The sequence below is a fragment of the Kitasatospora sp. NPDC004240 genome (genome assembly GCF_053603215.1).
The window spans coordinates 17,898-29,532 of sequence record NZ_JBSGFD010000104.1 but is presented as its reverse complement, the minus strand read 5'-3'; the positions used below and the strand labels follow the sequence as shown (position 1 = coordinate 29,532).

General features: G+C 73.6%; 12 protein-coding genes and 3 tRNA genes. 11 read left to right on the top strand and 4 right to left on the bottom strand.

The window, feature by feature from the left end; genetic code table 11:
- The 7 genes from ACWEQL_RS25740 to ACWEQL_RS25710 form a co-directional block, all read left to right on the top strand.
- On the top strand, nt 1–368 hold a 368-nt coding region (locus ACWEQL_RS25740; protein WP_452152675.1), incomplete at its 5' end, for a glutamine amidotransferase-related protein.
- A 15-nt stretch (nt 369–383) separates the two neighbouring features.
- Nucleotides 384–1,652: an ATP-grasp domain-containing protein gene (locus ACWEQL_RS25735; RefSeq protein ID WP_452152674.1), complete on the top strand. Its 1,269-nt coding sequence runs from the start codon at nt 384–386 to the stop codon at nt 1,650–1,652.
- Between the two features lie 55 nt (nt 1,653–1,707).
- Nucleotides 1,708–3,054 (top strand): ATP-grasp domain-containing protein, encoded by a 1,347-nt coding sequence (locus ACWEQL_RS25730; RefSeq protein WP_452152673.1) that lies wholly within the window; start codon nt 1,708–1,710, stop codon nt 3,052–3,054.
- A complete protein-coding gene (locus ACWEQL_RS25725) occupies nt 3,051–4,325 on the top strand; it encodes an MFS transporter (protein WP_452152672.1) in 1,275 nt (424 codons plus the stop codon). Before ACWEQL_RS25730 ends, ACWEQL_RS25725 begins: the two co-directional genes overlap by 4 nt.
- A gap of 108 nt (nt 4,326–4,433) precedes the next feature.
- Nucleotides 4,434–5,291: a dimethylargininase gene (ddaH, locus tag ACWEQL_RS25720; RefSeq protein WP_452152671.1), complete on the top strand. Its 858-nt coding sequence runs from the start codon at nt 4,434–4,436 to the stop codon at nt 5,289–5,291.
- A gap of 350 nt (nt 5,292–5,641) precedes the next feature.
- Nucleotides 5,642–5,872, top strand: a complete 231-nt coding sequence (locus ACWEQL_RS25715; protein WP_452152670.1) for a FitA-like ribbon-helix-helix domain-containing protein — start codon at nt 5,642–5,644, stop codon at nt 5,870–5,872.
- A complete protein-coding gene (locus tag ACWEQL_RS25710) occupies nt 5,869–6,273 on the top strand; it encodes a type II toxin-antitoxin system VapC family toxin (RefSeq protein ID WP_395294943.1) in 405 nt (134 codons plus the stop codon). The genes ACWEQL_RS25715 and ACWEQL_RS25710 overlap by 4 nt, the downstream gene beginning before the upstream one ends.
- Nucleotides 6,274–6,392: 119 nt before the next feature.
- Here the strand turns inward: ACWEQL_RS25710 and ACWEQL_RS25705 are convergent.
- The 4 genes from ACWEQL_RS25705 to ACWEQL_RS25690 all read right to left on the bottom strand — a co-directional run bounded on the left by ACWEQL_RS25705 (nt 6,393) and on the right by ACWEQL_RS25690 (nt 7,157).
- Nucleotides 6,393–6,466, bottom strand: a tRNA-Phe gene (locus tag ACWEQL_RS25705).
- Between the two features lie 27 nt (nt 6,467–6,493).
- Nucleotides 6,494–6,567 (bottom strand) — tRNA-Asp (locus ACWEQL_RS25700).
- A 60-nt stretch (nt 6,568–6,627) separates the two neighbouring features.
- A tRNA-Glu gene (locus ACWEQL_RS25695) sits at nt 6,628–6,700 on the bottom strand.
- Between the two features lie 115 nt (nt 6,701–6,815).
- A complete protein-coding gene (locus ACWEQL_RS25690) occupies nt 6,816–7,157 on the bottom strand; it encodes a metallopeptidase family protein (RefSeq protein ID WP_452152677.1) in 342 nt (113 codons plus the stop codon).
- A gap of 201 nt (nt 7,158–7,358) precedes the next feature.
- Here ACWEQL_RS25690 and crcB (ACWEQL_RS25685) point away from each other — a divergent pair, with 201 nt between their 5' ends.
- The 4 genes from crcB (ACWEQL_RS25685) to ACWEQL_RS25670 form a co-directional block, all read left to right on the top strand.
- On the top strand, nt 7,359–7,835 hold the full coding sequence (crcB, locus tag ACWEQL_RS25685) for a fluoride efflux transporter CrcB (protein WP_452152669.1): 477 nt from the start codon (nt 7,359–7,361) through the stop codon (nt 7,833–7,835).
- Nucleotides 7,836–7,876: 41 nt separating this feature from the next.
- Entirely contained in the window at nt 7,877–8,269 is a 393-nt protein-coding gene (locus ACWEQL_RS25680) for a DUF190 domain-containing protein (RefSeq protein ID WP_452152676.1), read from the top strand.
- A complete protein-coding gene (gene crcB / locus ACWEQL_RS25675; protein WP_452152668.1) occupies nt 8,266–8,640 on the top strand; it encodes a fluoride efflux transporter CrcB in 375 nt (124 codons plus the stop codon). Before ACWEQL_RS25680 ends, crcB (ACWEQL_RS25675) begins: the two co-directional genes overlap by 4 nt.
- Nucleotides 8,641–9,872: 1,232 nt before the next feature.
- Nucleotides 9,873–11,635 (top strand): DEAD/DEAH box helicase (locus ACWEQL_RS25670; protein WP_452152667.1); only part of this gene is annotated, 1,763 nt, incomplete at its 3' end.

The following is an 11,635-nucleotide window of genomic DNA, read 5'->3' as shown; positions in this document are numbered from 1 at the left end:
TCGTGCGCGAGGTCTACGGCGGCGAGCCCTACGTCGAGGAGCGCCACCGCCACCGCTACGAGGTGAACAACGCCTACCGCGCCGACCTGGAGAAGGCGGGTCTGGTGTTCTCCGGGCTGTCACCGAAGGGTGATCTCGTGGAGTACGTGGAGTACTCCCGGGAGACGCACCCGTACCTGGTGGCCACGCAGGCGCATCCGGAGCTGAAGTCCCGTCCGACCCGGCCGCACCCGCTCTTCGCGGGCCTGGTCAGGGCGGCCATCGACGTCCGGACCGCTGCCGCTGCGGCGGCCGGGGCCGTCGTGACCGGGCCGGACCTCGCCGGCCCCGCCCTCGTCCCGGCCGCCGAGCCGGTCAGCATCCCGTAACCAAGGAGAGCCGCCATGACCAGTGCGCCCGCCACCCGGCCGGTCGTCGCGATCGTCGACGCCTACTCGACCGCCAGTCACCTGGCCCCGCTGTTCCACGCCCGGGGCTACGACACCCTGCACGTCCAGAGCCAGACCGACCCGCCGGAGGTCTTCGCCGCCTCCTTCCGGGCCGAGGACTTCATCGGCGTCGTCCGCCACGGGGGTGACGTCGCCGCGACCCTCGACGCGCTGCGCCCGTACGCCCCGGTGGCGCTGCTGGCCGGCGCCGAGATCGGCGTCGAACTGGCCGACGCCCTGGGCGAGGCGCTCGGGCTGCGCGGCAACGGCACCGCGCTCAGCGCCGCCCGCCGCGACAAGTTCCGCATGGTCGAGACGGTCAAGGCGGCGGGCGTCCCGGCCGCCGACCAGATCCTCGCGACCGACCTGGACGCCCTGCTCGCCTGGTACGGGGACCACCCCCGCCGGGTGGTGCTCAAGCCCGTGCGCAGCGCGCTCAACGACGGCGTCACCTTCTGCGACACCGCCGACGAGGTCCGGGCCGCCTTCGAGCTCCTGATGGGCATGCAGAGCGCGGTCGGCCAGCGCAACGACGCCGTGGTCGCCCAGGAGTACCTGATCGGCGCCGAGTACTACGTCAACACGGTCAGCCTCGACGGCCGGCACTACGTCTGCGACATCTGGAAGACCCAGCACCTGGGCGTCAACGGCGTGCGCGACCTGCTCGGCGGCTCGCAGCTGATGCTGCGCGAGGGCCCCGAGCAGGAGCAGCTGGTCGCGTACGCCGGGCAGGTGCTGGACGCGCTCGGCATCCGCAACGGGCCCGCCCACACCGAGCTCAAGCTCACCCCCGACGGGCCGCGGCTGGTCGAGACCGGCGCCCGGGTCTGCGGGGCGATGCTGCCGGTGCTCACCGGGAAGGCCATCGGCGAGAGCCAGCTGGAGTGGACGGTGGCCGCGTACGTGGACCAGGAGTCCTTCCTGGCCCGCTGGGAGACCGGCTACCGGGTCGAGCGGCACGCGGTGTGCGTGAACATGATCTCCGGCAGCGAGGGGAAGCTGGCCGGCTACCCGCGGCTGGCCGAGCTGCAGGCCCTGGAGAGCTACCACGACGTGCTGCTCAAGGTCCGGCCCGGCGACGAGGTCCGCCGGACCGTCAACGACATGACCTACCCGATGCTGGTCCACCTGCTGCACGAGGTCGAGGGCGTCGTCACCCACGACTACATGACGGCCCGCTACCTCGACGGTGAGGGCTTCTACGACGTGGTCGCGCCGGCCTGACCGGCCGCCCCCTCCCCCGGATGCCCCCTTCCCGCCCCTGCCGCCTGGAGTACCGATGACCGAGTCAGGCCCCGCCCCGGCCGCGCCCGTGGACGCCCTGCCCGCGCCCGTGGACGCCCTGCCCGCGGACGCCGCCGCGCGTCCGCTGCTGGTGCTGATATCGACCGGCCCGCAGAAGTACCGCGAGTACCTGCTCGCGACGATCAGCACCCGCTACCGGATCCACCTCGTCAACACGGTCGAGCCCACCTGGGAGAACCCCTACCTGGCCGGCTTCACCCTGGTCCCCACCACCGACCTGGAGCCCGTCACCGCCGCCGCCGAGTCCCTCGCCGCGCGCGAGCCCGTGCACGGGGTGATGAGCTGGGACGAGGCCCGGGTGCACCAGGCGGCCGCCGTCGCCGAACGGCTCGGCCTGCCGACCACGCCCGCCGAGGCGGTCTGGCGCTGCCGGGACAAGCACCAGAGCCGGGCCGCGCTGGCCGCCGCCGACCTGCCCCAGCCCGCCTTCGCCCTGGTCGGCACGGTCGACGAGGCGCTCGCCGCCGCCGACCGGATCGGCTACCCGGTGATCGTCAAGCCCCGTGCGGCGGCCGCCAGTTACGGCGTCTCGCTGGTGCGCGACCCGGGGCAGATGACCGAGTGCTTCGGCTTCGCCGACACCGCGACCGTGCCGCACATGCCCGACTACCAGGACGCCGTGCTGGTCGAGGAGTACCTCGACGGGCCCGAGATCAGCGTGGACTCGGTGGTCGTGGACGGCACGGTGCGCCCGCTGTTCGTCGGCCACAAGCGGGTCGGCTTCCCGCCGTACTTCGAGGAGACCGGGCACGTGGTCTCGCACCGCGACCCGCTGCTCGACGACCCCGCCTTCCTGGCGCAGATGCAGGCCGTCCACGAGGCGCTGGGCTTCACCACCGGCTGGACCCACACCGAGCTCAAGCTCTCCGACACGGCCGCCCCCAAGGTGATCGAGGTCAACGCCCGCCTCGGCGGCGACCTCATCCCGTACCTGGGCATGGCGGCCTCCGGCATCGACCCCGGCCTGGTCGCGGCGGCGGTCGCCTGCGGCCGCGAACCGGAGATCACCGTCGAGCGCGACCTGATCGCGGCGGTGCGCTTCCTCTACGTGGACCACGACGACACCGAGATCGACAGCGCCGGCTTCGACCTCGACGCGCTGCCGGCCGAGGTCGACCGGGCCGTGGTGCTGGTCTCGCCCGGCGACGTCGTCTCCCCGCCGCCCCGCGGCCTGCTGACCGGCCGGGCCGGGTACGTCACCGCGGTCGCCGCCAAGGCCGAGGAGTGCGAGGCCGCGCTCGACCGCGCCGCCGCGGCGCTGCGCATCGTCGAGCGGGCCCAGGACGAGGACCGGGCCCAGGACGAGGACCGGGCCCGGTGAGCACCTCCGCCGTCGACGAGGAGCGGTCCGGCGGTCCTGCGGGCGGGCCCGGCGCCGGGCAGGCCGGGGTGGTGGCCACCTTCGTGGAGTCGCCGTTCGCGGTGAAGGCCCTGCTGTTCGGCGTACTGGTCAACAAGCTGGGCTCGTTCATCCAGGTCTTCCTGGTGCTCTTCATGACCGACCACGGCTTCAGCGACGTCCAGGGCGGCGTGGCGCTCGGCGTGTACGGCGTCGGCTCGGTGCTCGGCGTGCTGCTCGGCGGCTCGCTCACCGACCGCATCGGCGCCCGCAGCACCATCGTGCTGGGCATGGCGGGCACGGCCGTGCTGCTGGTCGCCGTGCTGCACGTCCGGCTGTACCCGGCGATGCTGGTCTCCGTCGGGCTGGCCGGCCTGATCAGCCAGGTGTACCGGCCGGCCGCCGCCGCGTTCATCGCCGAACTCGTGCCGCGCAACCGCCAGGTGATGATCTCGGCGATGTACCGGCTGGCCCTCAACGTCGGCACCACCGCGGCGCCGCTGCTGGGCACCGCGCTGGTCGCCGTCTCCTACGACCTGCTGTTCTACGGCGAGGCCGTGGCCGCCCTCGGCTACGCGGTGATCGTGCTGTTCGCGCTGCCGAAGCGTGCCGCCGAGCCGAGGAGCGCCGCCGCCGCCGAGGCCGGGGGCGCCGCCGGCGGGTACCTCGCGGTGCTGCGCGACCGCCGCTTCCTCGCGTACCTGGTGGCGATGCTGCTCAACGCGGCCGTCTACATGCAGTACCTGAGCACCCTGCCGCTGGCCGTCCGCGACGCGGGCTACGACACCTTCTGGTACGGCGTGCTGGTCGCCGTCAACGGCGTGGTGGTCATCCTGTTCGAGCTGCTGATGACCAAGGTCGTCCAGAACTGGCGGGTGCGGACCGTCCTCACCGTCGGCTTCTGCCTGCTCGGCTCCGGCATGGCCCTGTACGCGCTGCCCGGCGGCCTGGCCGTCTTCGTGGCGGGCACCCTGCTGTGGACCCTCGCCGAGATCATCGAGGGCCCCACGATGTTCGCCTACCCGGCCATCGCGGCGCCGCCGGCGGCCGGCGGCCGCTACCTGGGGGCCGCCCACGCGATGTTCGGCATCGGCTCGGCCATCGGCCCGGCGGCCGGCGTGGCCCTCTGGAGCGGCCTGGGCCGCCCGGCCTGGCTGGTGATCGGCGCGGTCTCCGTGCTGGCGCTGATCCCCGCCTGGTTCGCCGTGGGGCGGGCCGGCAGCACCTCCTCCCTCGCGGCGGAGGCGGACTGACCGCCGCGAGCGACCCTCCCGGCCCTCCCACCCACCACGGCTCCATCCACCACGGCCGCGGACGGCGATCCCGACCGCGGCCGTCCCACCGAAGAACGAGGAAGACCCGTGACCCTCACCGACACGCCCGTGACCGCGACCGTGACAGCGCCCGTGACCGCGACCCGTACGGCCACCCCGCGCCGCTTCCTGATGTGCCCGCCGCGGCACTTCGACGTGACCTACTCGATCAACCCCTGGATGAACCCGGCCAAGCCGGTCGACACCGCGCTCGCCCTCGCCCAGTGGACCGGCCTCAAGGAGCTCTACGAGAGCCTCGGCCACACCGTCGAGGTGATCGACCCGCTGGACGGCCTGCCCGACATGGTCTTCGCCGCCAACGGCGCCACCGTGATCGACGGCAAGGTGTTCGCCGCCCGGTTCCGCCACGCCGAGCGCACCGCGGAGGGCCCGGCCTACCTCGCCTGGTTCGTCGCCAACGGCTGGACCGACGTCCTGTGGCCCGAGCACATCAACGAGGGCGAGGGCGACTACCTGGTGGTCGGCCGCCGGGTGCTGGCCGGCACGGGCTTCCGCACCGACCCCCGCTCGCACGCCGAGGCCCAGGAGTTCTTCGGCCTCCCGGTCACCGGCCTGACCCTGGTGAACCCGGAGTTCTACCACCTGGACACCGCCCTGGCGGTGCTCTCCGAGACCGAGATCATGTACTACCCCGAGGCCTTCACCCCGGGCAGCCGCGCCGTCCTGCGCGAGCTCTACCCCGACGCGATCCTCGCCACCCCCGAGGACGCCGCCGTCTTCGGCCTCAACGCCCTCTCCGACGGCCGCAACGTCCTGCTTCCCGAGGCCGCCGTCAACCTCCAGCAGCAGCTCCGCGACCGCGGCTTCAACCCCGTCGGCGTCGACCTCACCGAACTCCTCAAGGCCGGCGGCAGCGTCAAGTGCTGCACCCTCGAACTCCGCTGACCTGACCGCCGCCCCGGCCCCGCCCCGTCCGGGGGCCGGGGCCCGCGGCGGGCGCACGGGTAGGCGTACCGAGCACGCAGAAGGCCCCGGAGAGTGATCTCTCCGGGGCCTTCCTGCTGTTCGCAGCCGTGGCCAGGGCCGGGGTCGAATCGGCGACCTTCCGCTTTTCAGGCCAAGCCGGGGCGGTGAGATGCCCCGCTTTGGGTGATTCTGTCGTCCGTGGAAGGCCGCGATCGGTCGCCTTGGTGCGGGGCGGTTGGCGTCAGCGCTGGGGTCAACCGGCGGAGGCCGTACGTAGCAGGTCCAGTCGAGTCGCTGCACTTTGCAGGCGTTGCAGCTAAAATGCATGCATGACTGCGATCACGATCCGTGAAGTCCCGGACCCGATTCTCGAAACCCTCAAGCTCAAGGCGGCCCAGGCAGGGAAGAGCCTCCAGGCATACCTGCTCGACCTCGTCACCCGCGAGGCGGCTGTGCCGACGCTGGCCGAGATGATGGCCCGTCTCGACCGGGAGACCCGTACCGACGTCAGTACCTCGGACATCCTCGCCGCGATCGATGACGGGCGGGAGCGTCGGTGAATTCGAGCGTTGTCATCGACTGCTCTGCGCTGGTTCGGGTGCTCGTCGACCACAGCCCTGCGGGCCATGCCGTCCGGGACCGGCTCCGCAGGGCGGATGTGCTCGCTGCTCCCGGCCTGCTCGACTATGAGCTGGTGTCGGCTCTCTTCGGCATGGTGCGGGGCGGCAAGCTCGCGGAGAAGGAAGCGGTGAAGGCGGTAGCCGACTACCAGGCACTCGCCATCACGCGGCACGAGACGCTGATCCTTTGGCAGCGGGTGCGAGAACTGCACCACAACATCAGTGCATATGACGCACAGTACGTGGCGCTTGCCGAGACGCTCGGCGTGCCGCTCGTCACCAGCGACGCCCGAATCCAACGCAGCGGCGCCGCCAAGTGCATCATCGAGGTCTTTGTCTAGCTTCGGTAAAGACGGGCCGGGGCGGCACAGCGACCGTCCGCTGTGTCGTTGGCGTCAGGCGACGCGAAAATGCCCTCGAAGCGATTCGCTTCGAGGGCATCGTGCCTGGTCATGCTATGTGGCCAGGGCCGGGGTCGAACCGGCGACCTTCCGCTTTTCAGGCGGACGCTCGTACCAACTGAGCTACCTGGCCGTACTGCACCGTCTCTTGCGAGACGAGCGATCCCGACGGGACTTGAACCCGCGACCTCCACCTTGACAGGGTGGCGAGCTAACCAACTGCTCCACGGGACCTAGGTGCGGTTGTCTCTCCACACCGGGTCTTGCGGTCATGCACTTTACTACGGTACTGCGTGCCCCCAACGGGATTCGAACCCGTGCTACCGCCTTGAAAGGGCGGCGTCCTGGGCCACTAGACGATGAGGGCTTGCGGCCTGTCCCGCTGTTTCCAGCGTTCGGGGACGTCGAGAAGCATATGGGATGTCGGGCGGAACGCCAAAACGGGTTTGGTCCAGGAGTGGCGGCGGCCGGGGCGGGCCGGGTCAGGACCAGCCGAGCTCGTCGAGCTCGTGGTCGTCGAAGCCGAAGTGGTGGGCGACCTCGTGGATCACGGTGGTGCGGACCTCGTCGACCACCTGCTCCCGGGTCTCGCACTGCCGCAGGGTCGGACCGCGGTAGACGATGATCCGGTCGGGCAGGACCCCCGCGTACCACTCGCCGCGCTCGGTGAGCGGGGTGCCCTCGTAGAGGCCGAGGAGTTCGGGGTCGGTGGGGTCCGGCTCGTCCTCGACGAAGACGGCGACGTTGTCCATCATGGCCGCGAGCTGCGGGGGGATCTGGTCGAGCGCGTCGCTGACCAGCGTCTCGAACTCTTCCCGGGTCATCTCCACCGGATCATTCTCGGGTCTGGGGTGACGGCGTGCCAGGTGGTGGCGGCGGGTGTTTCCCGCCGGGCCGCCGGGCGACGGGCCGGCGGCGGGTCCGCGGGCCGGACCGTGCGGGTGCCGGGGCCGGGTGATGCGGTTCCATAGGGGGCATGGGGGCCGTGGCGGTCCGTGGGGGCCGACGAGCTCGGAGGCGTGGTTGTGACGACCTCGGACGGCACTCTGCCGGCGCAGGAGGCGCCCCCGGCCGCCCGGCGGCCCCCGGTGCTGCGCGGGCAGGGGCCGGTGGTCGCGGTGGTGGCGGCCGGCGGCGCGATCGGGGCGGTGGCGCGGTACGGCGCCGGGCTGCTCCGGCCGGAGGCGCCCGGCGCCTTCCCGTGGACCACCTTCGCGGTGAACGCGGTGGGCTGCGCGCTGATCGGCGTGCTCCTGGTGGCGGTCACCGAGGGGCGCCCGGCGCATCCGCTGGTGCGGCCGTTCCTCGGGACGGGCGTGCTGGGCGGGTTCACCACCTTCTCGACGTACGCGGTGGACATCCGGCGGCTGCTGGTGGAGGGCCGGCCGGGCCCGGGGCTCGCGTACCTGGGCGGGACGCTGCTGGCGGCGATGTTCGCGGTGTGGGCGGCGGCCGGGCTGACGCGCCGTCTGCTCCTCGGCGGGCCGGGAGGACGGCGGTGACCGGGCCGGACGCGGTGACCGGGCCAGCGGGCCGGGGGCCGGTGACCGTGCGGGCGCTGCGGCTGACCGTGCTGGTCGGGGAGAACGACCGGTGGCACCACCGCCCGCTGTACAGCGAGATCGTCCACCGGGCGCGGGACGCGGGACTGGCCGGGGCGAGCGTGTTTCGGGGCATCGAGGGCTTCGGCGCGTCCTCGCTGGTGCACACCGCGCGGCTGCTGTCGCTCAGCGAGGACCTGCCGGTGGCGGTGGTGATCGTGGACGCCGAGCCGAAGGTGCGGGCCTTCCTGCCGCGGCTGGCGGAGCTGGAGGTGTCCGGCCTGGTGACGCTGGACCCCTGCGAGGTGGTCCGGTACGCCGGGCGGCCGGCGGGCGGCCACGGCGGTGGCGCGGGCGGTTCCGGGGCCGCGGGCGGGGGCGGGGGCGGGCGGTGAACTGGCTGCTGGTGGTGGCCGGGGCGACGGTCGGGGCGCCGCTGCGGTACCTGACCGACCGGCTGGTGCAGTCCCGGCGCGACTCGGTGTTCCCGTGGGGGACCTTCCTCGTCAACGTCTCGGGCTGCCTGGTGCTCGGTCTGGTCACCGGTGCGGCGGCGGCCGGCGTGGCCTCGCCGCGCGTCCAGCTGCTGCTGGGCACCGGCCTGTGCGGGGCGCTGACCACGTACTCGACCTTCTCGTACGAGACGCTGCGGCTGGCCCAGGACGGGGCGGGGCGGTACGCGCTGGCCAATGTGCTGGGCAGCATCGCGGCGGGCCTTGCGGCGGTGTACGCGGGGGCGGGGCTCGCCTCGGCGCTCTGGGGCTGACCGGGCCGTCCGCCGACCGCGCGGGGCTGACCACATGCGGCGCGGGCCCGGCCGGGTGGCGCGTGGGCGTACGGCGTGCGCCGGCGGGGGGTGCACGCCGGGGCCCGGGCCGGGCGCGGGCGCGTACGGATGGGCCGGGCGGAGGGGATTTCGCGCCCCGGCCCGGCTTGCCCGTGTCCCGGGGCCCGGGCGCGCGTTGGGCAGCGGAAGCGGCCGTGCGGGACGGGCGGCCCGGGTGGGGCGGGAGAGGGAGCTCGGTGACTGCGGTGCGGACGGTGCGGGAGGCTGCGGTGCGGGACACGGCGGACGGCAGGGGTGCCGCGGCTCGGCGGGCGGCCGGGGCGCGCGGGGCGGTGGCGCGACGGGCGGTGGTGCGCGAGGTGGTGGCGCGCGTGCCGGAGTCGCGGGCCGGGGCGGTGCGGACGGGCGTGGCGCGGGCGGCGGCGGTGCTGGCCGTGGCCGGGCTGGGGCTGACCGGGTGCATGTCGGTGGGCCCGGGGGCCGAGGAGAAGCGCGGCACGGTGCCGGTCGGACAGGCCGGGCAGTGGGGCCGTGCCGGCGGCGCGGCGGCCACCACGCAGGGGACCGGGCACCAGGGCGGTGGCGGGGGGCGGTCGGAGCGTCCCGGGGGCGTGCAGGGCGACGGCACGCCGGTGTCCGGGGTGAGTCCGGCGGCCGGGGAGGTGACCCAGGGCGCACCGGTGGGCGCGGTGCCCGTACCGGGGGCGCTCCCGGATGAGGACGCGCTGGGCTCGGCGGGGGGCGTGAGCGCCAGTTCCGCGCCCTCGGGTGACTCCGGCGCTTCGGCGGGCACGTCCGGTGCCACGGGTGGCCCGGCCGGCTCCGGGGGCAGCGCCGGCACCGGTGACGGGCGCTCGGGCGGCGGCGCGGCCGGTACGCCCACGGCGAGCCCGGCGGCCTCGCCGACCGGCGGGGGCGGCCACGGGACCCCGGCGCCGACCCCGACCCCGACCCCGTCCCCGTCCCCCGGCAGCTCCGGATCGTCGGCCCCCAGTCCGGTGACGGGTGCGCATTGACGAGCTGGCCTGGGCATTTGCCTCTGATCCCGAGGTTCCTCTATGGTGGTAGATCGTTCGTTTGATTCATTTGATTGGCGCCCTATTCCCATCTGGCGCCCTTGGCGCGTTCCGGCGATCCGTGGCTGACCGCATAGAGGCGGTTGTGAAACAGAACCCCGGACTTTGGCGCGTGCCACTTCCGGAAGGTTTTGCATGTCTCTCGTTGACGACGCCCGCTTCGCCATGCCCGCGAGCGAGTCCGCCGCCGATATCACCACCGAGCTCCCCACCGACGCCGTCGAGGCCCCCGAGGCCGCGTTCGACGCCGAGGCCGACGCCGCGACCGTCGAGGCCGACGCCGAGCCGACCCTCACCTTCGGCGACCTGGGCCTGCCGGACGAGATCGTCCGCGCCCTCGCCAAGCGTGACGTCACCACGCCGTTCCCGATCCAGGCCGCGACCATCCCGGACGCGCTGGCCGGCAAGGACGTGCTGGGCCGCGGCCGCACCGGCTCCGGCAAGACCCTCAGCTTCGGCCTGCCGCTGCTGACCCGCCTCGCCGGCGGCGAGCGCACCCGCGCCAAGTACCCGCGCGGCCTGATCCTGGTCCCGACCCGCGAGCTGGCCATGCAGGTCGCCGACGCCCTGGAGCCGTTCGGCTCGGTGCTCGGCCTGCGCCTCAAGGTCGTCTGCGGCGGCACCTCGATGTCCAACCAGATCTACGCGCTGGAGCGCGGCGTCGACGTCCTGGTCGCCACCCCCGGCCGCCTGCGCGACCTGATCAACCGCGGCTCCGCCAAGCTCGACGACGTCCAGGTCGCCGTCCTCGACGAGGCCGACCAGATGGCCGACATGGGCTTCCTGCCCGAGGTCACCGAGATCCTCGACCAGGTGCCGGCCGGCGGCCAGCGCCTGCTGTTCTCCGCCACCCTGGAGAACGAGATCGACACCCTGGTCAAGCGCTACCTGAACAGCCCGGTCACCCACGAGGTCGACCCGTCGGCCGGCGCGGTCACCACGATGACCCACCACATCCTCGTGGTGAAGCCCAAGGACAAGGCGCCGATCACCAACGCGATCGCCGCCCGCAAGGGCCGCACGATCATCTTCGTCCGCACCCAGATGGGCGCCGACCGCGTCGCCGAGCAGCTGGTCGAGGCCGGCGTGAAGGCCGACGCGCTGCACGGCGGGATGACCCAGGGTGCCCGCACCCGCGTCCTCGGCGACTTCAAGGACGGCTACGTCAACGTGGTCGTCGCCACCGACGTCGCCGCCCGCGGCATCCACGTCGACGGCATCGACCTGGTCCTCAACGTGGACCCGGCCGGTGACCACAAGGACTACCTGCACCGCTCCGGCCGCACCGCGCGCGCCGGCCGCTCCGGCACCGTCGTCACCCTGGTGCTGCCGCACCAGCGCCGCGGCGTCTTCCGCCTGATGGAGGACGCGGGCGTCGACGCCAGCCGCCACATCCTGGACCACGCCTTCGACGCCGAGGTCGCCCGGATCACCGGCGCCCGTTCGCTGATCGAGGTCCAGGCGGAGAGCGCGGCCGGCATCGCCGGCGCCGCCGAGCGCGAGATCGCCGAGATGACCCGCCAGCTGGAGCGCGCGCAGCGCCGCGCCACCGAGCTGCGCGAGGAGGCCGACCGCCTGGCCGCGCGTGCCGCGCGGGAGCGGGCCGAGCTGGGCATCGAGGACGAGGCCCCGGCCGCCCAGGCCGACGCGACCGCCCAGGCCGCGTCCGGCGAGGAGGCTCCGGCCGCCGCCGAGGCGCCCGTGGTGGTCGAGGAGCGCACGCCGTCGTACCGCGAGGCGCGCACCGAGCGTCCGGCCTTCGGCCGGGACCGTGACCGGGACCGCGGTGACCGTGACCGTGGCGAGCGTGGCTTCGGCCGTGACCGTGACGACCGTGGTGGCCGTCCGTCCTTCGGTGACCGTGACCGTGGTGCCCGTTCCTTCGGTGACCGTGACCG